Origin of the sequence: Actinomadura viridis, assembly GCF_015751755.1 — a bacterium.
Classification (GTDB): domain Bacteria; phylum Actinomycetota; class Actinomycetes; order Streptosporangiales; family Streptosporangiaceae; genus Spirillospora; species Spirillospora viridis.
Genome location: NZ_JADOUA010000001.1, coordinates 2,779,351 through 2,804,515, shown reverse-complemented (window position 1 = coordinate 2,804,515; position 25,165 = coordinate 2,779,351). Strand labels below are relative to the sequence as shown.

23 protein-coding genes are annotated in these 25,165 nt (G+C 74.9%); 4 read left to right on the top strand and 19 right to left on the bottom strand.

The annotated features are described in order from the left end of the window. Positions 1-73 precede the first annotated feature (73 nt). A complete protein-coding gene (mraZ, locus tag IW256_RS12575; RefSeq protein ID WP_197011132.1) occupies positions 74-505 on the bottom strand; it encodes a division/cell wall cluster transcriptional repressor MraZ in 432 nt (143 codons plus the stop codon). A 555-nt stretch (positions 506-1,060) separates the two neighbouring features. On the opposite strand from mraZ, the gene IW256_RS12570 reads away from it, so the two are divergent. The 3 genes from IW256_RS12570 to IW256_RS12560 are packed head-to-tail and all read left to right on the top strand — an operon-like array spanning position 1,061 to position 6,029. Next, positions 1,061-2,077, top strand: a complete 1,017-nt coding sequence (locus IW256_RS12570) for an AAA family ATPase (RefSeq protein WP_197011131.1) — start codon at positions 1,061-1,063, stop codon at positions 2,075-2,077. Then, complete coding sequence (locus tag IW256_RS12565) at positions 2,074-3,483, top strand: DUF58 domain-containing protein (RefSeq protein WP_307828870.1); 1,410 nt, start codon at positions 2,074-2,076, stop codon at positions 3,481-3,483. Before IW256_RS12570 ends, IW256_RS12565 begins: the two co-directional genes overlap by 4 nt. 8 nt (positions 3,484-3,491) lie before the next feature. Continuing rightward, positions 3,492-6,029, top strand: coding sequence for a transglutaminase TgpA family protein (locus tag IW256_RS12560; protein WP_197011130.1), 2,538 nt, complete (start codon positions 3,492-3,494; stop codon positions 6,027-6,029). Positions 6,030-6,298: 269 nt separating this feature from the next. Here the strand turns inward: IW256_RS12560 and IW256_RS12555 are convergent, their stop codons facing one another. The 8 genes from IW256_RS12555 to IW256_RS12520 all read right to left on the bottom strand — a co-directional run bounded on the left by IW256_RS12555 (position 6,299) and on the right by IW256_RS12520 (position 13,062). Continuing rightward, complete coding sequence (locus IW256_RS12555) at positions 6,299-6,727, bottom strand: DUF3040 domain-containing protein (RefSeq protein WP_197011129.1); 429 nt, start codon at positions 6,725-6,727, stop codon at positions 6,299-6,301. Between the two features lie 147 nt (positions 6,728-6,874). Next, positions 6,875-8,140, bottom strand: coding sequence for a DNA polymerase IV (locus tag IW256_RS12550; protein ID WP_197011128.1), 1,266 nt, complete (start codon positions 8,138-8,140; stop codon positions 6,875-6,877). 7 nt (positions 8,141-8,147) lie between these two features. After that, a complete protein-coding gene (locus tag IW256_RS12545; RefSeq protein WP_307828869.1) occupies positions 8,148-8,861 on the bottom strand; it encodes a methyltransferase domain-containing protein in 714 nt (237 codons plus the stop codon). Between the two features lie 135 nt (positions 8,862-8,996). After that, positions 8,997-9,419: a transcription antitermination factor NusB gene (nusB, locus tag IW256_RS12540; RefSeq protein ID WP_197011126.1), complete on the bottom strand. Its 423-nt coding sequence runs from the start codon at positions 9,417-9,419 to the stop codon at positions 8,997-8,999. 46 nt (positions 9,420-9,465) lie between these two features. Further along, positions 9,466-10,023, bottom strand: coding sequence for an elongation factor P (gene efp / locus IW256_RS12535; protein WP_197011125.1), 558 nt, complete (start codon positions 10,021-10,023; stop codon positions 9,466-9,468). An 82-nt stretch (positions 10,024-10,105) separates the two neighbouring features. After that, complete coding sequence (locus tag IW256_RS12530; RefSeq protein ID WP_197011124.1) at positions 10,106-11,182, bottom strand: M24 family metallopeptidase; 1,077 nt, start codon at positions 11,180-11,182, stop codon at positions 10,106-10,108. A 68-nt stretch (positions 11,183-11,250) separates the two neighbouring features. Then, positions 11,251-12,297, bottom strand: coding sequence for an LLM class F420-dependent oxidoreductase (locus tag IW256_RS12525; RefSeq protein ID WP_197011123.1), 1,047 nt, complete (start codon positions 12,295-12,297; stop codon positions 11,251-11,253). A gap of 99 nt (positions 12,298-12,396) precedes the next feature. Next, positions 12,397-13,062: an enoyl-CoA hydratase/isomerase family protein gene (locus tag IW256_RS12520; protein WP_197011122.1), complete on the bottom strand. Its 666-nt coding sequence runs from the start codon at positions 13,060-13,062 to the stop codon at positions 12,397-12,399. A gap of 172 nt (positions 13,063-13,234) precedes the next feature. On the opposite strand from IW256_RS12520, the gene IW256_RS12515 reads away from it, so the two are divergent. After that, positions 13,235-13,813: a TetR/AcrR family transcriptional regulator gene (locus IW256_RS12515; protein WP_197011121.1), complete on the top strand. Its 579-nt coding sequence runs from the start codon at positions 13,235-13,237 to the stop codon at positions 13,811-13,813. Between the two features lie 15 nt (positions 13,814-13,828). Here the strand turns inward: IW256_RS12515 and aroQ are convergent, their stop codons facing one another. The 10 genes from aroQ to IW256_RS12465 form a co-directional block, all read right to left on the bottom strand. Next, on the bottom strand, positions 13,829-14,281 hold the full coding sequence (gene aroQ / locus IW256_RS12510) for a type II 3-dehydroquinate dehydratase (RefSeq protein WP_197011120.1): 453 nt from the start codon (positions 14,279-14,281) through the stop codon (positions 13,829-13,831). A 23-nt stretch (positions 14,282-14,304) separates the two neighbouring features. Next, on the bottom strand, positions 14,305-15,372 hold the full coding sequence (aroB, locus tag IW256_RS12505) for a 3-dehydroquinate synthase (RefSeq protein ID WP_197011119.1): 1,068 nt from the start codon (positions 15,370-15,372) through the stop codon (positions 14,305-14,307). Next, on the bottom strand, positions 15,369-15,872 hold the full coding sequence (locus IW256_RS12500) for a shikimate kinase (RefSeq protein WP_197011118.1): 504 nt from the start codon (positions 15,870-15,872) through the stop codon (positions 15,369-15,371). The genes aroB and IW256_RS12500 overlap by 4 nt, the downstream gene beginning before the upstream one ends. 29 nt (positions 15,873-15,901) lie before the next feature. Beyond that, the gene (gene aroC / locus IW256_RS12495; RefSeq protein WP_197011117.1) at positions 15,902-17,080 is read right to left on the bottom strand and encodes a chorismate synthase; all 1,179 of its coding nucleotides are present in this window, start codon (positions 17,078-17,080) and stop codon (positions 15,902-15,904) included. Between the two features lie 51 nt (positions 17,081-17,131). Then, complete coding sequence (locus IW256_RS12490; RefSeq protein ID WP_197011116.1) at positions 17,132-17,776, bottom strand: DUF6152 family protein; 645 nt, start codon at positions 17,774-17,776, stop codon at positions 17,132-17,134. A 119-nt stretch (positions 17,777-17,895) separates the two neighbouring features. Next, the gene (locus tag IW256_RS12485) at positions 17,896-20,892 is read right to left on the bottom strand and encodes a glycine--tRNA ligase (RefSeq protein WP_231404675.1); all 2,997 of its coding nucleotides are present in this window, start codon (positions 20,890-20,892) and stop codon (positions 17,896-17,898) included. Positions 20,893-20,968: 76 nt separating this feature from the next. Next, a complete protein-coding gene (locus IW256_RS12480) occupies positions 20,969-21,664 on the bottom strand; it encodes an SseB family protein (protein WP_197011114.1) in 696 nt (231 codons plus the stop codon). A gap of 35 nt (positions 21,665-21,699) precedes the next feature. After that, positions 21,700-22,803, bottom strand: a complete 1,104-nt coding sequence (gene bar, locus IW256_RS12475; RefSeq protein ID WP_197011113.1) for a barbiturase — start codon at positions 22,801-22,803, stop codon at positions 21,700-21,702. 5 nt (positions 22,804-22,808) lie between these two features. Further along, a complete protein-coding gene (locus IW256_RS12470) occupies positions 22,809-23,774 on the bottom strand; it encodes a carbamate kinase (RefSeq protein WP_307828868.1) in 966 nt (321 codons plus the stop codon). A 195-nt stretch (positions 23,775-23,969) separates the two neighbouring features. After that, entirely contained in the window at positions 23,970-25,142 is a 1,173-nt protein-coding gene (locus tag IW256_RS12465; RefSeq protein ID WP_197011112.1) for a pyridoxal phosphate-dependent aminotransferase, read from the bottom strand. Positions 25,143-25,165: the final 23 nt, after the last annotated feature.

Sequence of the window (25,165 nt, the reverse complement as noted above, 5' to 3'; positions counted from 1 at the left end):
AGCTGGCTGGAGAGCGGCTGGAGACCTGGCCGAACGCGGGCCAGTGCCGGTCATCGGACCGACGAGTGAATGCTCAGAGGATCCCTGGCAACACCTCCTCCGAGACCTCGGCGAAGGCCTGCTCCTCCTGCTCGAGGTAGGCCTCCCATGCCTTGGTGTCCCAGATCTCCAGGCGCGTGTTGGCCCCGATGACGGTGCACTCGCGGGTGAGACCCGCGTACGCGCGCAGCGGCTGCGGGATCGTGACGCGTCCCTGCTTGTCGGGGACCTCGTCGGAGGCGCTGGCGAAGAAGACGCGGCTGTAGGCCCGGACGGACCTCTCGGTGACCGGTGCGGCACGAAGCGCCTCGGTGATGCGCTGGAACTCCGCCATGGGGAAGACGTACAGGCAGCGTTCCTGGCCCTTCGTGATCACCAATCCCCCCGACAGCTCCTCGCGATACTTCGCCGGCAGGAACAGTCGTCCCTTGTCGTCGAGGCGCGGGGCATGGGTGCCGAGAAACAACGGCCCCACCTCCCGCGCCACGCGGGGTACTACTGCCCCCCACGGCGCTCCACTCTACTCCACTCTTCCCCACCGTCAACTACGAAAACGCGTCGCGCGCGCCGAAACGCGCCGGAAATATGCAGGTCAGAAGGGGTGGTGCGGAGTGGGGGGCATGGCGGCCCCCCGCGCGCCCCCGTCCCGGAGCCCTGCCGGGAGAGGGGTGGTCCGACGGCCTGTCAAGGCGCGGTCAGGGGTCGGGAGGTCACGGGGGGTGACCGGGGTGGGGCGGAGTGGAGGGCGCCCGGTCCCGGGCCCGCGCGGGCCCGCGCCGCCCTCGATGCGGCTGTGACGGTCACCCGTGTGCAGCACAATGGCTCCCGTCCACCATGAACATCGCGGCACCGGGCCCGACGACGTACTGTCGATGGGGCAGGCACAGGCAGAGGCACATGAACCAGGCGCGGGGCAACGCCGTACCGGGTCGCTGGACAACGCTCGCGCGGGCGGGGGCCGCAGGTCCCCGGCGGGACCGGTGAAGAGATCACACGGCCGTTCGGCTGAGGAGGGTTGCTGGTGGCAGTAGGCACGCACGGCGAGTCGTTCAAGGAGGCGTCCGCCGGCGCCGACGCCGGCGCCGACCCCGGGCTCGACGGCCTGGCCCAGGTGGCCGGCAAGATCCGCGACGCGGTGGAGTCGGTGATCGAGGGCAAGCCCGGGGTGGTGCGGCTCGCGCTGACGGTCCTGCTGGCCGAGGGCCACCTGCTGATCGAGGACGTGCCGGGGGTCGGCAAGACCATGCTGGCCAAGGGGCTGGCGCGGTCGATCGACTGCACGGTGCGGCGGGTGCAGTTCACCCCCGACCTGCTGCCCAGCGACATCACCGGGGTCAGCGCGTACAACCAGGAGCTGCGCGAGTTCGAGTTCAAGCCGGGCCCGGTGTTCGCCAACATCGTGGTCGGCGACGAGATCAACCGCGCGTCCCCCAAGACCCAGTCCGCGCTGCTGGAGTGCATGGAGGAGCGGCAGGTCACGGTGGACGGCACCACCTACCCGCTGGAGCGCCCGTTCATGGTGATCTCCACGCAGAACCCGGTGGAGATGGAGGGCACCTACCCGCTGCCCGAGGCCCAGCGCGACCGGTTCACCGCCCGCATCTCCATGGGCTACCCCGACCCGGCCGCCGAGCTGGAGATGCTGGACGTGCACGGGCAGTCCTCGCCGCTCGACCGGCTGCGGCCGGTGGCGCACGCGGGCGACGTGCGGAGGCTGATCGACGTGGTACGCCGCCAGCACGTGTCCGCGCAGGTGCGGCAGTACGCCATCGACCTGGTCACCGCCACCCGCAGGCATCCCGACCTGCGGCTGGGCGCCTCGCCCCGGGCCACCCTCCACCTGGTCCGCGCCGCCCGCGCGTACGCGGCGCTCGACGAGCGCGACTACGTGCTGCCCGACGACGTCCAGGACCTGGCGGTGCCCGTGCTCGCGCACCGGCTGCTGCCCACCGCGGAGGCCCAGATCGAGCGGCGCCGCCCCGAGCAGGTGGTGGCCGAGCTCGTCGACCGGCTGCCGGTGCCCTCCCCCGGGGCGTGACCTTGAGACGAGCGCTGGCCGGGCTCACGACCCGGGGGCGGTCCTTCGTGGCCGCCGGGACGACCGCCATCGTCTGCGCGTTCGTGCTGGGCGAGCGTGATCTGCTGCGTGCCGGGGTGCTGGTGCTGGTGCTGCCGCTGCTGTCCACCCTGGCGGTGTCGCGGACCCGCTACCGGCTGGCCTGCGCCCGCAGGCTGGACCCGGCGCGCCTGCCGGTGGGACACGAGTCCCGCGTGGACCTGCGGCTGGAGAACGTCTCCCGGCTGCCCAGCGGGCTGCTGATGGTGGAGGACCAGGTCCCCTTCTCGCTGGGCGGGCGGGCCCGGTTCGTGCTCGGCCGGGTCGAGCCGCAGGGCTCCCGGGAGCTGAGCTACCGGATCCGTTCCGACGTGCGCGGCCGGTACCGGGTGGGGCCGCTGACCGTGCGGCTGGCCGACCCGTTCGGGATGGTGGAGCTGGTCCGCTCGTTCAGCCTGGCCGACACCCTGACCGTCACCCCCGTGGTCGTGCCGCTGCCGCCGGGGCGGCTGAGCGGCGCGTGGGCCGGCGGCGGCGACAGCCCGGCGCGCACGGTCGCCACCGCCGGGGAGGACGACATCGCCCCGCGCGAGTACCGGCACGGCGACGACCTGCGCCGGGTGCACTGGCGGTCGACCGCCCGGTACGGCGAGCTGATGGTCCGGCGCGAGGAGCAGCACTGGCAGAGCAGCGGCACGCTGTTCCTGGACACCCGGCGCTCGGGGTACTGGGGTGAGGGCCCGGCGTCGGCGTTCGAGCAGGCGGTCTCGGCCGCCGCGTCGATCGGGACGCACCTGTCGCGGACCGGGATGGGCCTGCGGCTGGTCACCGACGAGGGAGAGGCGCTGCCCCGGTCCGCCCGGGTCGAGGGGGCCTTCGAGGCGACGCTGCTGGAGGCGCTGGCGACGGCCCGCCCGTCGCGGAGCCGTTCCCTGACCGCGGGGCTGGCCGCGCTGGGCGGGCCGGGCACGCCGAGCCGGGACGGGGACGGGCTGGTGGTCGCCGTGTTCGGTGTCCTGCGGGCGGAGGACGCGCGGGCGGTCGCGGCGGCGCGCCGCGGCAACGCCACCTACGTCGCCGTGCTCGTCGACGCGCGGCCCGGCCCCGGGGCACCGGACGCCGGCACGGACGCGGGCACGGACGCCGGTGTCGGCGCGGGCGGCTCGGGCGATGGCCGGGAGGCCGGCGCCGGGCGTGACGCGGACCGCGGCGCGGACGGCCCGGCGGCGGACGGCGCGGGTGCGGGGCCGGGCACCGGCGCGACCGCGGCGGGGCTGCTGCGCGCGGCCGGGTGGCGGGTACTGGTCGTGGGCTCGGCCGCGGAACTGCCGGGTGCGTGGGCGGCGGCCGGCCGGACCGCCGGGGACTTCGCCAGGGGCGCCTCATGAGGATCCGCATGACGATCATGGCCGCGCTGGCCACGCTGGCCGGTTCCGCAGGGCTGTATCCGCTGTTCTCCAGCGGCATGTGGTTCTGGTCGGGGCTGGGGGCGGTGCTCGCGGTCGCCGCGGGCGGGCTGCTGACGCGGCACCTGCGCGCGCCCGTCCTCGTCGGGGCGCTCGGCGGGCCGGTCTGCCTGCTCCTCTACCTGACCGCGCGGTTCACCGCGGGCGAGGCGCTGCTGGGCGTGGTGCCCACGCCGTCGTCGTTCCGGCGGCTGGGAGAGCTGTTCGCCGAGGGATGGGACGCGGTCAACCAGTACGCCGCGCCGGTCCCGCTGGTGCCGGGGATCGCGCTGCTGGCCACCGCGGGCATCGGCCTGGTGGCCGTCATGGTCGACCTGCTGGCGGCGCGGCTGCGGCGGGCCGCCCCCGCCGGCCTCCCGCTGCTGGCGATGTACAGCGTGCCCGCGGCGGTCCGCGAGGAGAGCATCGGCTGGCTGGCGTTCGGCGTGGGGGCCATGGGGTACCTCGCGCTGCTGGTCTCCGACGCCCGCGAGCGCGTGGGCGGCTGGGGGCGGGTGGTGGTCACCCGGCGCTGGAGCGAGGACGCCCCGGCGGACGGCGCCCGGCCCGCCGTCTCGCGGGAGGGGACGGAGGGGGACGGGTCCGGCCGGGTCCGCCGTCCCGACTCGGGGGCGCTGGCCGCGAGCGGGCGCCGGATCGGGACGGCGGCGGTGGCGATCGCGGTGCTGGTGCCCACGGCCGTGCCGGGCATCCATCCGCGCGGCCTGTTCGGGATGGGCTCGGGCGGCGGGCGCGGCGGCGGCACGCAGACGGTGACCACGCCCGATCCCCTGGTCAGCCTGAAGCGGGAGCTGACCCGCCAGGACGAATCGGTCGTCCTGAGCTACCGCACCGACGACCCCCGTCCCGACTACCTGCGGCTGTACGCGCTGGACCGGTTCGACGGCGACCGGTGGACCTACACCGCGCTGGAGAGCACCGCCAGGGACCGGGTCACGGACGGGACGCTGCCGGCGCCTCCCGGGCTGATCGCGGCGCCGGTCCGCCGGGTGAACACCAGCGTCCGGGTGCAGCGCAAGGTCCGGAACATGACCTTCCTGCCGATGCCGTACGCGCCGACCCGGCTGTCGATCAAGGGTGACTGGCGGGTGGACTCCCGGTCCCTGATGGTCTACTCCCTGCGCGACTCCGCCGGCGGGCGCTCCTACGACGTCACCAGCCTCCGGGCCGAGCCCACGCCGGAGCAGCTGGCCGACGGCGGCACCTACCCCAGCGACATCGTCACCGCCTACACCGCGGTGCCGCGCAGCGTCCCGCCGGCGATCCGCAGGCTCGCGCAGGACGTCACCGAGGGCTCCACCACCGCGCACGCGCAGGCCGTGCGCCTGCAGAAGTGGTTCACCAACGACGGCGGCTTCGCCTACGACCTGAGCGCGCCGCCGCCCCAGCACGGCAGCGACCTGGTCGACTTCCTGCTGCGCAGCAAGCGCGGCTACTGCGAGCAGTACGCGGCCTCGATGGCGCTGCTGGCGCGGATCCTCGGCATCCCGGCGCGGGTCGCCATGGGCTACACCTCCGGCTCCCAGACGGGTCTCGGGCAGTGGGTCGTGCGTTCGCGCGACGCCCACGCCTGGCCGGAGCTCTACTTCCCCGGCACCGGCTGGGTCCGTTTCGAGCCGACCCCGGCGGGGGCGGCGGGCGCGGGCACGGCGAACGTTCCCACCTACACCGACCCGGCGAGCATCGGGGAGGGCGTCCCCGAGCAGGAGCAGGAGGCGCCCGCTCCGGAGGAGTCGGCCACGGCCGAGCGGAGCGCCGGGCCGGAGTCGGCGCAGCGCCGGCAGCCCGAGGACGAGGGTCCGGCGGGCGCGGTGGACGCGGAGGAGGACGGCGGCGGCCCGCCGACCGGCTGGCTGGCCGGGGCGCTGCTGGTGCTGCTGATCCTGGCGGCGCCCATGGCGGCGCGGGTCCTGGCGCGGCGGCGGCGCTGGGCGGCCACGGCGCGCGGCCGTCCGTCCGGGCCGGGGCGCGGCACGGCGCCGGGCCCGGGCACGGGTCACGGCCGCCCGGGGAAGGCCCCGGCCGCGCCGGGGCCGGTGGATCCCGCGCACGCCGCCTGGCAGGAGATGCGGGCGGACGCCCTCGATCACGGCCTGACCTGGCGGGCCAGCGACACCCCCCGCGCCACCGCGCGCCGCCTGGGGGAACTGCTGGAGCTGGACGCCGAGAGCGCCGGGGCGCTGAAACGCCTCGCCCGCGCCGAGGAGCTGGCCCGATACTCGCGGTCGCGCCCGCCGACGCCCGCCGAGTCGCTCCGGGCCGATCTGAAGACCGTACGGGAGGCGTTCGCCGCGGCCGTCGGCCGCCGGGCCCGGCTGCGGGCCCGCTACCTGCCGCCCTCCAGCATGGCGGCGTTCCGTTCCGCGGGCACCCGGGCCGTGGCCGCCACCGGCCGCCTGAACGAGCGGGCCGCCCGGCTGGGCGGCCTCACCGACCGCCTCTCCGCCCTGCTCCGCGCCCGCCGCTGACCCGCGGGCCGCCGCTCCGGAGCGGCGGCCCGGTCGGGGTCCGAGCGGTGCCCGGTCGAGGGTCATGCGGGCAGCGGAAGCGCAATGCGGGCACGCGCCCTGCGGGCACGGAAGCGTCTTGCCAGGGCGGAAGCGTCATGCAGGCACGGGGGCGGCATCCGGGCACGAGAAAGGAGCGGGCGACGGTGCCGTACGCGCGGATGGAACCGCGTACGGCACGGCGTCACCCGGCGACCGCCCCGGAGGGGGCGGTCAGGCCGGTGACCGGCTCATTCGCCTTCGGTGCGGCGGCGCCAGCGCTCTTCCATCCGGTCCATGAACCCCGACCGTGACCGGTCGCGGCGGCGGGCCTGACGGCCGCCCCCGGAGTCGCCGGAGTCGCCTCCGCCTGCGGCGGCGGCCTCCGCTCCGACTCCGGTCATCCGTTTCCAGCTGGTCAGCGCCCAGACACAGCAGACGACCATGAGCAGGAATCCGGTGACGCTCACGGCGATCGTGACCGTTCCCGCGTTCAGGATCAGGCCGGTCATCAGAGCGCACACGCCCAGCACGAAACCGAGGGCGGCCTTGACGATCCGGCGCTTGTAGTGAACCTGGGGGTTGGTCGAGCGAACCGCATGAGCGAACTTCGGATCCTCGGCGTACAACGCCTGCTCGATCTGGTCGAGCATGCGTTGCTCGTGCTCAGAGAGCGGCACGGCGCCTCCCAACGACAGCCCCGCGACGGGGTATCCGATGCAGGACGGGTTCCTCTACGGTGATATGCCCAGAATACGAGGCGGAACGAGGGGACGAAAGCGATCGGCCGAGCCGGCACCGTCTGCGGGCGGTGTCCCTGTACGCCGTCATCTCCGTGCGTCCCCGTCGTCGCGAGCGTCACCCTCGGCGGCGCGGCGGACCAGAGCGGCCGGCCGGACCGCACCGCGGCCGAACCGGTGCGCGACCTGGTCCATCGCGCGCTCGGCCTCTCTCCAGCCGGTCTCCGGTTCGTCGAGCGCCAGCTGGCGGGGGGCCTGGTCGGCGGGCCCCAGATTCTCCACCCGGACGCCCACCAGACGGAGTCGTACCCGCTCCAGCCCGGCCGCCTCGTACAGCTCGCATGCTGTGACATAGATCACACGAGCCAGATCGGTGGGCTCACGCAGCGTGCGCGCCCGTGTGATCGTCTTGAAGTCGGCCATCCGGAGTTTGACGCTGACGGTGCGGCCCGCGTTCCCGCTCTCCCGCAGCCGGGCCCCGACCTTCTCGGACAGCCGCAGCAGCTCGCGCCGGATGATCTCCGGGTCGTCGATGTCGGTGTCGAAGGTCTCCTCGGCGCCGATGCTCTTGTCGGGCGTGTGCGGGACGACCGCGCGCGGGTCGCGGCCCCAGGACAGCTCGTGCAGATGGCTTCCCAGGGCGTTGCCCAGCTCGCGCTGGAGGGTGGCCAGGGGCACCTGGGCGATCTGGCCGACGGTCCGCAGCCCCAGCCGGGCGAGCGCCTGCTCGGTGCGTTCCCCGACGCCCCACAGGGCGGCGGCGGGGAGGGGGTGCAGGAACGCCTCGACACCATCGGCCGGCACCACCAGCAGCCCGTCCGGTTTGCACCGGGTGGAGGCCAGCTTGGCGACGAACTTGGTGGCGGCCACGCCGACCGAGCAGGTGATGCCCTGCTGCTCGCGCACCTGCGCCCGGATCGACCGCGCGATGGCGGCGGGCCGGCCCAGCCGCCGCACCGCCCCGGCGACGTCCAGGAACGCCTCGTCCAGGGAGAGCGGCTCGACCAGCGGGGTCACGGTACGGAAGATCTCGAAGACCGCGGCCGAGACCCGGGCGTACTTCTCGTGCCGGGGCGGCAGCACGACCGCGTGCGGGCACAGCCGGCGGGCCCGGGTCATCGGCATGGCCGAGTGCACCCCGTACGCCCGCGCCTCGTAGGAGGCCGCCGCCACCACGCCGCGGGCGCCCGCGCCGCCGACGACGACCGGGCGCCCGACCAGCTCGGGCCGCTCCAGCAGCTCCACGCTGACGAAGAAGGCGTCCATGTCGACGTGCAGGACGGAGCACCCGGTGTCGTCGGCGGGCGGGCCGGGCTGGGGGCCCGGCCGGTGCAGCTGCTGTTTGCGGCTCACCGCCGTCCTACCGCCGGTCCGCGACCACGTGCAGCTGGGTGGCCAGCTCGCGCAGCACCGGGTGGACGGCCGCGACCGACTCCAGCGCGATCAGCGCCTCGGCGGCGTCCTGGTCGCCGTCGGACGGCCCGCCCGGCACCAGGTCGGCGAAGATCCGCACGCCGTGCAGCGCTCCCACCCGCAGCCCGGCGCCCTCCACCAGGGCCGACAGCGACTGGCGGGTGAACCGGCGCGGGGTGCGGTCGTGCTCGCCCCACCGGCCCGAGGGGTCGGTCAGGGCCCGGCGGGCGTCGTCGTAGTGGCCCGCGACCGCGCGGTGCAGCGCCGCGGCCACCTGGCCGGGGACCAGCACGCTGACCGAGCCGCCCGGCCGGACCGTGGCGGCCAGCGCCGCCATGACCGCGGCGGGGTCCTCCACGTACTCCAGCACGCTGTGGCACAGCACCAGGTCGGCGGCGTCCGGGCCGAGCAGCCCGGGCAGGTCCACCGCGTCGCCCTGGACGGCCCGCACCTTGACGCCGGACTCGGCGGCGCGGCGTTCGAGGGCGGCCAGCGCGTCGAGGCTGGCGTCGACCACGGTGACCCGGTGGCCCAGCTCGGCCAGCGGCACCGCGAAGCCGCCGGTCCCGCCGCCGACGTCGACGATGTCGTGCGGGCCCGTGCCGGGGTCGACGCGTTCCAGGACCTTGCGCAGCGCGTCCCACAGGACCGCGTTGCGCACCCGGCCGCTTCCCCGGGTCCGCCTTCCCTGCCGGGCGGCCACGGCCACCCCCCTAATGTCGCGCTCCGCTGCCCCGTCTGCTCTGTCCGCGCCTTCTGCCCTGTTCATAGCCCTTTTCTTCCTCTCCCACCCTAGTCAGCTCTCCAGGGAGAGGGAGGGCTTGAGCTGCTGGAGCCGCGACAGCAGGCCGTTGACGAAGCGCGGCGACTCGTCGGTGGACAGGTCGGTGGCGAGCGCGACCGCCTCGGCGACCGCGACCGCGTCCGGGACGTCGTCGACCCACAGCAGCTCGAACGCGCCCATCCGCAGGACGTTGCGGTCGACCACCGGCATGCGGTCCAGGGTCCAGCCGGTGGCGTAGGTGGCGATCAGCTCGTCGATCCGCTCGCGGTGCTCCTGGACGCCCTCGATCAGCCGGACCGCGTGCCCGTACTCCGACAGCTCGCCGGTGTTGGGACGGCCGCGCTGGGCGAGCACCGCCGTCGGCTCCTCCTCGCGCAGCTCGGCGGCGAACAGGACGTCCAGCGCGAGCCTGCGGGCCTTGGTGCGGGCGCTCATCGGCCCGTGTCCGCTCGCCGGGGAGCGGACGCCGTACGCGCCGCCATCAACCGCGGCCGAGGTACTCGCCGGAACGGGTGTCGACCTTGACCTTCTCGCCGGTGGTGATGAACAGCGGCACCTGGATCTGCGCGCCGGTCTCCAGCGTGGCCGGCTTGGTGCCGCCGGTGGAGCGGTCGCCCTGCAGGCCCGGCTCGGTCTCGGTGACCTCCAGCACGACGGCCGCGGGCAGCTCGACGTACAGCGGGTTGTCGTTGTTGAACGCGATCACGGCGTTCTGCTCGGGGAGCAGGTAGTCGGCGGCCGAGCCGACGACCGCGCCGGGGATGTGCGGCTGGTCGTAGGTCTCGGTGTCCATGAAGACGAAGTCCTCGCCCTCGCGGTAGAGGTACTGCATCTCCCGCTTGTCGACGCTGGCCACCTCGACCTTCGTGCCGGCGTTGAAGGTCTTGTCGACCACCTTGCCCGACAGCACGTTCTTGAGCTTGGTACGGACGAACGCGCCGCCCTTGCCGGGCTTGACGTGCTGGAACTCCTGGACGGTCCACAGCTGGCCGTCCAGGTTCAGCGTCATGCCGTTCTTGAGGTCGTTCGTCGTCGCCACAGCGTCCTCTCCCGGCGGGACCGGCCCGCCTCGGTCGTTCTGGTGCCCGTCCTCCCGGAGCCGGGTGCACCGCGCCCCGGGCTCACAGGACGAGCAGGTCCTTGGTCGTCTCGGTGAGGAGCTCCGGCCCGCTCGTCCGGACGACCAGCGTGTCCTCGATGCGGACCCCGCCCCGGCCGTCGAGGTAGACCCCGGGCTCGGCGGTGATCGGAACTCGATCCATCAGCTTACCGGTCTTGTCGTACCCCATGAGCGGAGCCTCGTGGATCTCCAGGCCGACGCCGTGCCCGAGCCCGTGCGGGAAGTGCTCGCCGTGCCCGGCGTCGGCGATCACCGTGCGGGCGGCGGCGTCCACGTCCTTGGTCTCGGCGCCGGGGACGGCCGCCCCGACCCCGGCCAGCTGGGCGCGGTGGACCAGGTCGTACAGGTCGCGCTGCCACCCGGCGGGCTCGCCCAGCGCGACGGTGCGGGTCATGTCGGCGTGGTAGCCGCCGTGGAGGGCGCCGAAGTCGAAGGTCACCAGGTCGCCGCGGGTGAGCACCCGGTCGCCGGGACGGTGGTGCGGGATCGCGCCGTTGGGCCCGGAGGCCACGATCGTCTCGAACGCGGGGCGCTCGGCGCCGAGATCGACCATGTGGCGGTCCAGCGCGACCGCGACCTCCCGTTCGGTGCGGCCGGGGCCCAGGGAGGGCAGCAGGGCCGCGAAGGCCCGGTCGGTGATCGCGCAGGCCTCGCGCAGCAGCGCCAACTCGTCCTCGTCCTTGACGCGGCGCAGGTCCTCGACCGGCTCCCCGGCGGGCCGCAGCTCCAGGTCGCCGTCCAGGGCGGCCAGCGCGGCGTGCTTGGCCACGGTCACCGCGTGCGCCTCGAACCCCAGCCGCCGCACGCCGTCCCCGGCCGCCCGGGACGTCAGCGTCTCGGCGGTGGGCCGCTCGACCACGAGTTCGAGGTCGGGGCAGACCCGGGCGGCCGTCCCCCGGTAGCGGGAGTCGGTGGCCAGCACGGCGGTGCCGTCCGCGCGGACCAGCAGCGCGGCGTTGGAACTGGCCAGGCCGGTCAGGTAGCGGACGTTGACCAGCCGCGTGATCAGGACGGCGTCGGTCTCGGCGGCGATGCGCGCGGCGAGGGCCTCGCGGCGGCGCTGATGCTGCTCCCCCATGGCTGGACTCTAGTCCACCCCGGTCACCGGTCCGCCCCGGTGACCGGTCCGTCCGGCCGCCGGCCGGATCACGCCTCGGCGGCCAGCTCCTTGACCCGCTCGATCAGGGCGAGGCGGCTCTTGTGGTCGCCGGCGATGGGGCTGACGTTCAGGGTGGTGACGCCGGACTCCTTCAGCGCCGCCAGGCGTTCGCGGACATGCCCCTCGGAGCCGATCAGCGACATCTTCTCCAGCAGCTCGTAGGGGACCTTGGCCGCGGCCTCGTCCTTCTTGCCGTCCAGGTAGAGCTCCTGGATCTCCTCGGCCTCCTTCTCCCACCCGTACCGGCGGCAGAGGTCGTTGTAGAAGTTCTTGCCCTTCGCCCCCATGCCGCCGATGTAGAGGGCGGCCATCGGGCGGCCGAACTCCAGGAAGTCCCGCACGTCGTCGCCGATCGCCAGCGGGGCCTGGCCGACGATGTCCAGGTCGCCGAGGGCGGGGTCGCGGCGGGCCCGGCCCGCGGCCAGCGCGTCGCCCCAGACCTCGGCGGCCTTCTCCGGCACGTAGAAGATCGGCTCCCAGCCGTTGGCGACCTCCGCGGTCAGCTCGACGTTCTTCGGGCCGATCGCCGCCACCAGGACCGGGATGTCCTGCCGTACGGGGTGGTTGATGATCTTGAGCGGCTTGCCCAGGCCGGTGCCCTGCCCCTGCGGGAGCGGCATGCTGTAGTACTTGCCCTCGTGCTGGAGGCGCTCGCGCCGCCAGACCTGGCGGCAGATCTCGATGATCTCGCGGGTGCGGCCGAGGGGGGCGTGGTACGGCACGCCGTGGAAGCCCTCGATCACCTGCGGGCCGGAGGCGCCGATGCCGAGGGTGAAGCGGCCGTCGGAGACGTAGTCGAGGCCCGCCGCGGTCATGGCCAGCAGGGTGGGGGTCCGCGAGTAGATCGGCAGGATGCCGGAGGCGATCTCCAGCCGCTCGGTCCTGGCCGCGATGTAGCCCATCTGGCTCACCGCGTCGAAGCTGTAGGCCTCGGCGACGAAGACGATGTCGAGCCCGGCCTTCTCGTAGTCGGCCAGTTCCGCGACGGTCTCCTTGAAGCCGCCCGCGTAGTTGAGGGCCATCCCGATGCGCATCAGGCGTCCTTCCGTGGAAGTCGTGAAGCCGTGGAGTCGTGAAGCTGGTGGAGCCGCAAACCGAATTGGATTCAGTCGACGGTAACAGCCCGGTCCGGGTCAGCCCAGCGCGGGGCCGCGCAGCGCGCCGAGCGCGGGCCCGTACATGCCGGTGCGGATCCGGCGCACCGTCTCGCCCTGCTTGCCCGCCAGCGAGGCCGCCAGCTCGGCCGCCGCCGGAAGCACCTCCTCCTCGGGGGCGGTGCGCTGGACGATCCCGGCGGCCAGGGCGTCCTCGGCGGTGTAGCGGCGCCCGGTGATCATGGCCTCGTGGGCGACGGCCGGGGACAGCCGGGCCTGGATCAGCGCGCCCATGCCCGGGGTGAAGCTCATCCCGAGGTCGACCTCGGGCAGGCAGAAGTAGCCGCGGCCGGTGCGCATCACCGCGAAGTCGTGGGCGAGGGCGAGCATGGCTCCGCCGGCGAAGGCGTGGCCGTTGACCGCGGCGACGGTCGGCAGGGGCAGGGACAGCAGCCGCGCGTACAGCGCGTGCACCCGGCCCAGGTACTCCTCGAACCGGTCGCCGTTGGCGCCCAGCCAGTCCAGGTCGAGGCCGTTGGAGTAGAACTTGCCGGTCCCGGTCGTGACGAGGGCGCGCGGCCCCTCCGCCTTCTCCACCTCGTCCAGGGCGCCGTCCACCGCGTCCAGGAACTCGGGGGCGAAGCGGTTCTCGCCCTGGTCGTAGCGCAGGACGAACACCGCACCGTCGCGCTGGAGGTCGATCACGCCAGGTCTCCTTGTCTCGGGGCCGGGGCCGGGGGCAGGGCCGGTGCACCGTGTCCGGGCCCGCCCCGGATCCGCCCGCGCCACCCCGACCTTACCGACCGGTAGCAGCAGTTCTATGACGAACATCATGCCGAAGGCAAGAGGCATATGATGAATGTCATAATCGATGCCCATGGGGACCGACAGCCGGGAACGCATGGTGCGGAGCGCCGCCTACCTCTTCCGCGAGCGGGGCTACAGCGGCACGGGCTTCCGCGACGTCATCGCGCACAGCGGCGCCCCGCGCGGGTCGATCTACCACCACTTCCCGGGCGGCAAGGTGCAGCTCGCCGAGGAGGCGGTGCGCTACGCCGGGGAGTTCCTCAACGCGGGCATCGCGGCGGCCGTGGAGGGCGGCGACGCCGCCTCGGCGGTGGACGCGTTCGTGGGGTGGTGGCGGCAGGTGCTGATCAGGAGCGAGTTCCGCGCCGGCTGCCCGGTGGTCGCGGTCACCGTCGAGTCGCACGAGGACGCCCCGCAACTGGCCACGGCCACCGCGGCCGCCTTCGGCCGCTGGCAGGACACCCTGGCGACGGGGCTGGGCAACGCCGGCGTCCCGGACGAGCGCGCGGAACGGCTCGCCACGCTCATCGTGGCGGCCGTCGAGGGCGCCACCATCCTGTGCCGCGCGCACCGCGACGTCCGCCCGCTGGACGAGGTGGTCGCCGAGCTCAAGGAGATGGCCCGCGCCGCCGCCGGGGACCCGGCCTGACCGGTCCCCGGGACGTCAGCCCGCCGCCCTGCCCTCGGCGACCAGTTCGGCCACCGCCTGCAGCGCCAGGACGTACGACATCAGCCCGAAACCGGCGATGGTCCCGGTCGCCACCCCCGCCACCACCGAGGTGTGCCGGAACTCCTCCCGGGCCGCGGGGTTGGAGATGTGCACCTCCACCAGCGGCGCGGTCCGCTGCGCCAGCGCGTCCCGCAGCGCGTAGGAGTAGTGCGTGAACGCCGCCGGGTTGAGCACGACCGGCAGCCGCTCGTCGGCGGCCTGGTGCACCCAGCGGATCATCTCCGCCTCGTCGTCGGTCTGGCGCACCTCGACCTGGAGGTCGAGCCGCCGCCCCGTCTCCCGGCACAGCGCGCTCAGGTCCTCGAACGTGTCCGCCCCGTACACCTCGGGCTCGCGCGTGCCCAGGCGCCGCAGGTTCGGTCCGTTCAGCACCAGCACCCTCGTCAAAGGGTCCTCCTCTGCTCGCGCATCTATCCCGCGATCCTGCGGTAGGCGGCCTCCAGGAGGTCCTCGGCGGGACCTTCGAGGCGGCCCGGCTTGGCCAGGCCGTCCAGGACCACGAACCGCAGCGTGGAGCCGCGCGACTTCTTGTCGATGGCCATCGTGGCGCGCAGCGCGGGCCAGGCCGCCGCGTCGTAGGAGACCGGCAGGCCGGTCGAGACCAGCACCGAGCGGTGCCGGGCCACCACGTCCTCGGACAGGCGGCCGGCGAGGGCGGCCAGCTCGGCGGCGTAGACCATGCCGATCGCGACCGCGTGGCCGTGCCGGAAGCGGTAGTTCTCGGCCTTCTCGATGGCGTGCGCCAGGGTGTGGCCGTAGTTGAGGATCTCGCGCAGGCCGGCCTCCCTGAGGTCGGCGGAGACCACCTCGGCCTTGACCCGGACGGCGCGCTCGACCAGCTCGCGGGTGTGCGGGCCGGACGGGACGGCGGCGCCCCCGGGGTCCTCCTCGACCAGGTCGAGGATCACCGGGTCGGCGATGAACCCGGACTTGACGACCTCGGCCAGCCCGCTGATGTAGTCCTGGTGGGGCATGGTCTCCAGGGAGGACAGGTCGCACAGCACCCCCGCCGGGGGGTGGAACGCGCCGACCAGGTTCTTGCCCTCGGGGATGTTGATGCCGGTCTTGCCGCCGACGGCGGCGTCCACCATGCCCAGCAGGGTGGTGGGGACGAGCACCGACCGGACCCCGCGCAGCCAGGACGCCGCGGCGAACCCGGCCAGGTCGGTGGTGGCGCCGCCGCCCACCCCCACGATCGCGTCCGTCCGGGTCATGCCCAGCTCGGCGAACCGCGACCAGAGCCCGGCGAGCACGCCGGCCTCCTTGGCCGCCTCCCCCTCGGGGACGGGCAGGGCCGCCACCCGGTACCCGGCGTCCTCCAGGACGGCGGCGGCGCGCCCGGCGATCCCGGGCAGGCCCCGGTCGTGGACGAGCGCCACGGTGCGGACGCCCTCGCCGACCATGGCGGGCAGCTCCCCGAGCACCCCGGTGCCGATCACGACGTCGTAGGGGGCGGGGCCGCCGACGTGGACGGTCATGGCAGCTCCTTGAGGATCTCTTCGACGATCTCCTCCGGGGTGCGGCCGTCGGTGTCGACCCGCAGGGTGGCCAGCCGCTCGTAGATGGGCAGCCGCTCCTCCAGCAGCTTGCGCAGCTGGCTGCGGGGGTTGAGGACGAGCAGCGGCCGGGCGGAGGCCAGCCCGACCCGCTTGACCGCCTCCGCGAGCCCCACCCGCAGGTAGATCACCGTGTGGCCGGCCAGCAGCTCCTGCGTCTCGGGGGCCAGCACGGCGCCGCCGCCGAGCGCCAGCACGCCCTCGTGCTCGGCCAGCGCGGCGCGGACGGCGGCGCGCTCCAGCTCCCGGAACCGCTCCTCGCCGTCGTCGATGAAGATCTCGCCGATCGGCTTGCCGGCCGCCGCCTCGGTGTCGGCGTCGGTGTCGCGCAGCGGCAGCCCGAGCCGTTCCGCCAGCGCCGTGCCGATCGTGGTCTTGCCCGAGCCGGGCGGTCCGATCAGTACCGCCTTGGGTCGCACCATGGTCGTCGCTTCCACTGTTCGCCGGTTCGCTACTTGATGGCCAGGGAGGACAGGTAGCCGCGCAGGTTGCGCGCGGTCTCCTCGGCGGAGTCGCCGCCGAACTTCTCCAGCGCGGCGTCGGCCAGCACCAGCGCCACCATGGCCTCGGCCACCACGCCCGCGGCGGGCACCGCGGTCACGTCGCTGCGCTGGTTGATGGCCTTGGCGGGCTCGCCCGTCCGCACGTCGACGGTGTCCAGCCGGCGCGGCACGGTGGAGATCGGCTTCATCGCCGCCCGGACCCGCAGCACCTCGCCCGTGGTCATGCCGCCCTCGACGCCGCCCGCCCGGTTGGTGCGGCGGCGCAGTCCCTCGCCGGTGTTGTCGATCTCGTCGTGCGCCCGGGAGCCGGGCCGGCGCGCGGTGGTGAAGCCGTCGCCCAGCTCCACGCCCTTGATCGCCTGGATGCCCATCAGCGCCCCGGCCAGGCGGGAGTCCAGCCGGCGGTCCCAGTGCACGTGGCTGCCCAGGCCCGGCGGCAGGCCGTAGGCGAGGACCTCGACGACGCCGCCGAGGGTGTCGCCGGCCTTCTTGACCTCGTCGACGTGCGCGACCATGGCCGCGGCGGCCTCCGGGTCGAAGCAGCGCACCGGGTCGGCGTCGACCGCGGCCAGGTCGGACGGGCCGGGCAGGACCCCCTCGGGCGCGGCGACCTCGCCGAGCGCGATGACGTGGCTGAGCACCTCCACGCCCAGCGCCTGCCGCAGGAACTGCCGGGCGACCTCGCCCAGCGCGACCCGGGCCGCGGTCTCGCGGGCGCTGGCCCGCTCCAGCACCGGCCGGGCGTCGTCGAAGCCGTACTTCTGCATGCCCACCAGGTCGGCGTGCCCGGGGCGCGGCTGGGTGAGGGGCGCGTTACGGGCCTGGGCGGCGAGCACGCCGGCGTCGACCGGGTCGGCCGACATCACCGTCTCCCATTTGGCCCACTCGCTGTTGCCGACCTCGATCGCGACCGGGCCGCCCAGCGTCACGCCATGGCGGACGCCGCCGATGAGCGTGACCTCGTCCCGCTCGAACTTCATGCGGGCGCCCCGCCCGTGCCCGAGCCGGCGGCGGCGCAGGGCCTCGGCGATGTCGTCCGAGGTCACGCGCACACCGGCGGGAAGGCCCTCCACTATCGCGGTGAGGGCCCGTCCATGGGACTCCCCCGCGGTCAACCAGCGCAGCATGGGCCCAATCCTCCCATCCCCGAGGACGCCCCCGTACATGGGGAGGCTGCTCTACCTCCGCGCGCGGCGGGCGAGGAGGAGGACGGCTCCGGCGGCGGCGAGCGCTCCCAGCCCGCCGAGCACCCATGGGGCGGCGGCGCCGTCCCCACCGGCCTCGTCCCCGGAGGGCGCCTCCCCGGCGCCGCCGCCGTCCGCGGCGGGGGCGGCGGGCAGCGCGACCGAACGCTGCCGGACCGCGCGCCCGTCCTGCCGGATCACCAGCTCGGGGCGCAGCTCGCCGCGCTCCTCGCGGTGCGCGTAGCCGACCACCTCCAGCCGCTCGCCGTCGCGGACCCGGTCGGGCATCCCCCAGGACGAGAGCCGCTCGACCGGGGCGAGGATCAGGGTGATCTCCGCGTCGTCCCCCTCCAGGGGGCGGGTGGCGCGCAGCACGTCGCGACCGCCCAGGGCCTCCAGCTCGGCGGGGATCTCGCGGCCGGCCAGCCCGCCGGGAAGCGTCACCGGGCGGGTCACCCGCAGGCGGACCTCGGGATGCGGGTTGCCCCAGCGCACCGACGCGACGGTGCCCGCGGCGTAGAAGGGGCGGGCGGTGTCGAACTCCTCCCAGCCGTGGTGGGCCGCCGCCGCGGGTCCGGTGAGGACGGCGGCGGCGCAGGCGAGGGCGGCGGTGAGGGCGGACGGGGGCGCGGTTCTCATGATCGCCATGATCGGCGGCGGCCCCGCCGCCCGGCCCGATGGATTCCGGGGATGACGGTCGTTGATGCCGATCCGCCATGAATCCGCCCGGCGGATCCATGGCGTCCGCCGGGCGCGGGTCAGGCGATCTGGGGCCAGTCCAGGACGCCGTCCACCAGGTCGCGGATCGCGGCCAGCAGGCCGAGCCGGTTGGCGCGGAGGGCGGGGTCGTCGGTCATCACCATGACGTCGTCGAAGTACCGGTCGATGGGGTGCGCCAGCGGGAACGCGGCCGCGGTGAACTCCGGCAGCGACGGCCGCTCCGGCAGCGCCTTCGCGACCTCGGTGAACGCCTCGTGCAGGCGGTGCTCGGCGGGCTCGGCGAACAGGGCGGGGTCGTAGCCGGGCGCGGTGCCGCCGGGGACGATGCGCAGCACCCGCTGCAGCGCGGCCGTGAGGCGCAGGAACCGGTCGTCCTTGAGCAGGCCGGCCAGGTCGGCCGCCGCGCGTTCGGTGTAGGCGGGCGCGCCGGCGTGCGGCAGGACGGCCCGGACGACCGCGACGGCGTGGCCCTCGTCCAGCAGCGCCCGCTCCAGGCGCCGCGCGACGAAGCGTTCCGCCTCCGCGACGGCCTCGGGCGCGACCTCGACCGGCTGGTGGCGGGCCGCGACGGCCAGCCCCTCCCCCACGGTGACCGGCGCGAGCCGGGGGTCGGCCCGCAGGATCGCGGTGAGCGCCAGCGCGGCGCGGCGCAGCCCGAACGGGTCGGAGCTGCCGCTGGGCGCCGACCCGACGGCGAACAGGCCCGCCAGCAGGTCCAGCCGGTCGGCCACCGCCAGGAGGGAGCCGGCCGCGCCGTCGGGCGTCGCGTCCCCGGCGTGGCGGGGCAGCTCCATCTCGTACAGGGCCTGCGCGACGGCCTCGTCCTCGCCGGCGCGGCGCGCGTACTCGCGGGCCATGGTCCCGGCGAGGCCGGACAGCTCGATCACCATGGCGGAGGCGAGGTCGAACTTGGCCAGCGCGCCCGCGCGGCCCAGCGCCCGGCGCTCGTCACCGGTCAGCTCCACCCGCGCCGCCAGCTCCTCCGCGATCGCCCGGATCCGCGCGGCGCGGTCGGCCATCGAGCCGAGCCGCTCGGCGAAGGTCAGCCTGACCAGCCCCTCCTTGATCTCCTCGGGGGTGCTCCGCAGGTCCTGCTGGAAGAAGAACGCGGCGTCCTCGTAGCGGGCGCGCAGCACGGCCTCGTTGCCCGCCCGTACGGCGTCGTGGTCGCACTCGCCGTTGGCCACGGTGACGAAGTACGGCAGGAGCCCGCCCCCGGCGCCGCGCACCGGCAGGTAGCGCTGGTGCTTCTTCATGACCGTGGTGAGGATCTCCTCGGGCAGGTCGAGGTAGGCGGGGTCGAACGAGCCGAGGATCGCGACCGGTTCCTCGACCAGGTTGACGATCTCCTCGACCAGTGCCTGCTCGCCCGGGAAGTCGATCGCGCCGCGCACGCCCGCGGCCAGCGCCCCGGCGGTCTCGATGACCTGCGTGCGGCGGCGCTCCGCGGCGGGCTCGATGCCGTGCGCGCGCAGGGCGGGCACCAGGGCGCCGGCGTCGGGGACCGACACGGCGGAGGTGGTCGCGGTGCGGTGGACGCGGGTGATGCGGCCCGCGGTCATGCCGCCGACCTCGAACGGCACCTCGTGCTCGTCCAGCAGGGCCAGCAGCCAGCGGACGGGGCGGGCGAACGACAGGCCCGGCGCGTTCCACCGCATGTTCTTGTCGGCGCGCAGCCCGGCGACGATCCGCGGGAGGACCTCCCCCAGCACCAGCGCGGCGGGACGGCCCGTGACCGTGCGCACGTACCCGGCGTACTCGCCGCCGCCCACGGTGACGGGGCGGACGTCGGCGGGGTCGAGGCCGTGGCCGCGCGCGAACCCCAGCAGCGCCTTGGTGGGCTCGCCGGCGGCGTCGTAGGCGGCGGCCATGCGGGGCCCCTTGACGACCTGCTCGGTGTCGGGCTCGCGGGGCTCCAGGTCGCTGACGACCACGATGGCGCGGCGGGGGGTGGCGTAGGTGTGCACCTCGCAGGCGTCGGTGAACAGCCCCGCCTCCTCCAGCGCCCGGGTCAGTTCCCCGGCGACGTGGTCGGCGGTGCGGGCGACCTCGTGCGGCGGCAGCTCCTCCACCCCGATCTCCACGGCGAGGGTGCCGTGCGCGGAGATGTCGGGGAAGACCGCGACGGGGGCGGGCACGGCGGCCGGGGCGGCGGGCGCGGCGGGCGGCGTGGAGGCGTCGCCGAGCGGGTGGCCCAGCTCGGCCCGGCGTTCCACCCACAGCCCCGCCACGTCGTGGGCGAGGCGGCGCATCCGGGCGAACGCGCGGGCCCGCTCGGTGGTGCCGATGGCGCCGCGCGCGTCGAGCACGTTGAACGCCTGGGAGCACTTGAGGACGTAGGAGTGCGCGGGCACGGGCAGCCGGGCGTCGAGCATCCGCCGCGCCTCGGCCGCGTACGCCTCGAACAGCTCGCGGACGGTGCCGATGTCGGCGTCGTCGAGGTAGTAGCGGCTCATCTCGTACTCGGCCTGGCCGAACGCCTCGCCGTAGCTGATCCCGGGCGCGTAGACGATGTCCTTGAAGTGGCCGGCGCCCTGGAGCGCCATGATGATCCGCTCCATCCCGTAGGTGATCTCCACCGCGACGGGGTCGAGGGTGAGGCCGCCGGACTGCTGGAAGTAGGTGAACTGGGTGATCTCCAGGCCGTCCAGCCACACCTCCCAGCCCAGCCCCCAGGCGCCCAGCGCCGGCGAGGCCCAGTCGTCCTCCACGAACCGGACGTCGTGGGCGCGCAGGTCGATGCCCAGCGCCTCCAGGCTGCCCAGGTAGAGCTCCTGCGCGTCGCCCGGTTCGGGCTTGAGGATCACCTGGAACTGGGTGTGGGTCTGCAGCCGGTTGGGATTGTCGCCGTAGCGGGCGTCGTCGGGGCGGACGCTCGGCTCCACGTAGGCGACCCGCCAGGGCTCGGGGCCGAGGACGCGCAGTGCCGTGGCCGGGTTCAGGGTGCCCGCGCCGACCTCGGTGTTCATCGGCTGGGTGATGAGGCAACCGTGCCCCGCCCAGTGGTCGGTGAGCCGGATCAGGGCGTCCTGCATGGTCAGCACGGGAGTCTCTCCTACGGGGGTGGGCTTTTTCCAAGCCTACGGGCCCGGAGGTCCGCGGGGCGGCCGGTCAGCCGCGGACGAGGGTGAGCTCGACGCCGCCGGCCACCCGGCCGCGCAGCCGCTCGGCGAGCCGCTCCGAGACGCGCCGCACGGCGTCCCGCTCGTCGCCGCCCGGGGCGACCGAGAACCGGATCGCCAGCTCGGCGTTCTCGCCCGGGCCGACCCGCACGCCGGTCACGGCCTCCTCGGGGCCGAACGCGGCCTCGACGGCGGCCAGCACCTCGGGGTCCTCGTGCGGCGCCGGGACCGGGCGGCCCTCGGCGAGCAGGCGCAGCCGCGGCCCGTCCACGGCGAACGGCACCGGCCCCGCCACGTCCACCACCAGGGCGTCCGCGCCCTCGTCGAGCGCGGCCAGGCACGCCTGCCGGGCGTGCACGGCGACCGGGCGGGCGTCGGCCCGCCAGGCTCGCATGGCCTCGGCCGAGGTGAAGCCGAGCACGCCGCGGCGGCCGTCCTCGCCGATGAGGGTGGGCAGCGCCATGTCGCTGGACTTCTCCCGCCGGAGCTCGCCGGGCGCGACGTCCTCCTCCTCGGTGAGGACGGCGACGACGGGGACCAGCAGCCGCGCGCCGGCCAGCCGCTCCAGCACGGCGCGCGCGCCGGCGCGGCCGGCCGCGTATCCGGCCAGGGCCTCGGCCAGCCGCGGGTCGGCGCCGCCGTCGTCGTCGGGGAACGGGGACTCGGGAATGGTCAGTGCGGGCACGGTGACGAGGCTATAACCTCCCGTGCCGCGGCCGGTCAGGGCTCGACGATCGCCGCCACCGTCCCGCCGCCGGAGGGGCCCTGGTGGACGGCGGCGACGGACACGAAGACGGCGGGGTCACCGGTGACGGACGCGGCCACGCCGCCGACGCACGCCTTGATCTGGCGATGCCAGTGCACGTCGGAGTCGTCCAGCATGATGTTGCGGCGGCCCCGGACCGAGCCGCTCGGGTCGGCCTCGCACTTGATGAACGCGTTGACCAGCCGGCCGCGCAGGTCGTCGGGGTGCGGCCGGTCGGGCAGGCCGAGCCCGGCCGAGCGGATCGCCGCCCAGATGCCGTCGGCGTCCAGGGCGTCGCGCATCACCGCGTGCCCGGCCCGGTACCGGCCGCCGATGCCGCGGACGTTGCCGACCACGACGATCTGGGCCCGGTCCAGCTCCACGCCCGAGGAGCAGGACGCGACCGAGGAGTACAGGGACAGGTCCCGGTGGATCCGCCCCGCCTCCGGCATCTCGATCTCGCCCAGCGCGACGGCGATGCCGAGCGCGGTGGTGGAGTTGGAGATGTCCATGGACTTCAGGGTGTCCTCGGTGACCACGTCGTGGCCCCGCGATCTGGCGTCGTTGATGGTGTCGAGGGTGAGCAGCGGGGTCTTGGTCTGGACGTAGTGCACGTCGGCCGGATCGTCGATCCCGGCGATCTTCATGGCCTCGCGGACGCCCGCGGCGACGGTCTCCACCATGGCGGGACGGCCGATGTCCTCGGGCGCGATGATGTCGCTCATCGCGACGCCGACCGACAGCCGGGGCTCGTCGGAGGCGGGGGCCGCGGCCGGGTCCACGGTGGCGAAGACGGTGGCGTGCGGGCTGAGCACGCCGTCGGTGCCGCCCGACCACACCAGCGGGACCCGCGCGACCTCCTCCTCGGTCCGGGTGCCCCTGGCCAGCAGGACCTCGCGGAACGCCCGGTCGGCCAGCAGCCGGGTGTAGTCGTTGACGCCGCCGTTGCCCTCGGTCTTGCCCACCACGGCCAGGACCCGGTCGGCCTCCAGCACGCCGTCGTCGATCAGCCGGGCCAGCCCGGAGGCGTCGGTCACGCTCTCGATGGGGATCTTGCGTACTTCGATCGGATCGGGCACGTTCGCTACTCCTCGATGATCGTTCCGGCCTTGCCGTGCGCGGCGTCGGTGATGCGGTCCAGGGAGGCGATGGCCGCGCGCCGCCCGCCGCCCGCCACGAACCGCAGCGCGGCCTCCACCTTGGGGCCCATGCTGCCCCCGGCGAAGTGCCCGGCCGCGGCCAGGGTGCGCAGCTCGGCGGTGGTCGTGCGGCCCAGCGGACGCTCCCGCGGGGTCCCGTACCCCGCCATGACGTGCTCGACGTCGGTGGCGATGACCAGGGTCGAGGCGCGCAGCGTGCGGGCCAGCAGCTGGGCGGCCAGGTCCTTGTCGACCACGGCCTCCACGCCGCGCGGCACGCCGCCCGCGTCGCGGGTCACCGGCACTCCCCCGCCGCCGGCGGCGACCACCACGTGCCCGGCGTCCATCAGCGTGGCCGCGGCCGCCGCGTCCAGGATCTCCAGCGGCTCGGGGGAGGCGACCACCCGGCGCCAGCCCCGGGCGCCGAAGGACCGCCAGACCTGCCCGAGGGCCATGAACCGCTCCGCCTCGGACTTCGGGAAGTAACGGCCGACCGGCTTGTCCATGTGGGTGAAGGCGGGGTCGGCGGCGTCCACCAGCGTGCGGGTGACGATCACCGACACCGGGCGGGCGGCGCCGCGGGCGGCCAGCGCCCGTTCCAGCGCGTTCATGATGAGCACGCCGATGGTGCCCTGGGTCTGCGCCCCGCACCAGTCCAGCGGCACGGGCGGCACCACGTGCGCGGCCAGCTGGTTCTTGATCAGGAGGTTGCCGACCTGGGGACCGTTGCCGTGCGTCAGGGCGACCCGCGCGCCGGCCGCGACCAGGTCGGCGACCCGTTCCATGGCGCGCCCGACCGCCGCCGCCTGCGCCTCCGGCGTGGCGCTCCCGTCCGGCGCGGTCATGGCGTTGCCGCCCAGCGCGATCAGGACCCGCCCGGTTCCGGGCGGCCCCCCGTCATCCCTGCTCACGAGCCGACCGTATCCGCGCGGCGGCCCGGGCTCACTGGCGAAATCCGCCCAACCGGCGCCCGGGTTTCGGCACCTCGCGCCCCGGCGGGCGCCGCCCGGGCCGTCCCGGGTGGTCGGGGGCGGTCACGGGCGGCGGAGGGCGGGCGGCGCGGCCGGGCGTGTCGTCCCGTCGGGACCGCCGGGACCGCCGCGTTCTCAGGCGAGGCCGCGCAGCCGCTCCACCGCGTCGTCGATGACCTCGTCCCGCTTGCAGAACGCGAACCGGACGAAGTGGGCCCCGGCCTCGGCGTTGTCGTAGAACACCTGCGTCGGGATGGCGACCACGCCCGCCTTCTCGGGAAGCGCCCTGGCCAGCTCGATCCCGTCGGTGAAACCGAGCGGCCGGATGTCGGCCTGCACGAAGTAGGTGCCCTGCGGCCGGTAGGCGGTGAACCCCGCGGCCTCCAGCCCGCCGACCAGCCGGTCGCGCTTGGCCTGCAGGGACGCGCGCAGCTCCTCCACCCAGGCCAGCTCGTTGCGGAGGCCGTAGGCGGCGGCGCGCTGCCAGGGGCCTCCGGTCGCGTAGGTGAGGAACTGCTTCACCGTCCGCACGGCCCGCACGTACGGCGCGGGCGCGGTGACCCAGCCGGTCTTCCAGCCGGTGACCGAGAACGTCTTGCCCACGGAGGACACGGTGACGGTCCGCTCGCGCATGCCCTCCAGGGTGGCCAGCGGGATGTGCTCGGCCCCGTCGAAGGTCAGGTACTCGTACACCTCGTCGGTGACGGCCGTCAGGTCGTGCTCGGCGCACACGTCGGCGATGGCGCGCAGCTCGCCGCGGGTGAAGACGGTGCCCGCCGGGTTGTGCGGGGAGTTGACCAGGATCAGCTTGGTGCGCGGGGTCACGGCGGCGCGCAGCTCGGCGGGGTCGAAGGTGAAGCGGCCCCCGTCCGGGCGCAGCGTGACCGGCCGCCGCTCCGCCCCGGCCAGCGCGATCGTGGCGGCGTAGGAGTCGTAGTACGGCTCGAAGACGATCACCTCGTCGCCGGGTCCGGCCAGCGCGAGGACGGCCGCGGCGACGCCCTCGGTGGCCCCGACGGTGACGAAGACCTCCTCCGCCGGGTCGTACTCCAGCCCGTAGCGCTCGCGGCGCTGCGCGGCCACCGCCTCGCGCAGCTCGGGCAGGCCGGGGCCGGGCGGGTACTGGTTGCCGCCGGAACGGATCGCCTCGATCGCCGTCGCCAGCATCGCGGGCGGCCCGTCGGTGTCGGGGAAGCCCTGGCCGAGGTTGATCGATCCGGTCGCGGCGGCCCGCGCGGACATCTCCGCGAAGATCGTCTCGCCGAAGGAACGCATGCGGGGTACGAGCGGCTCACTCACGCCGACCATCTTCGCAGCACCCGCCGGGCCCC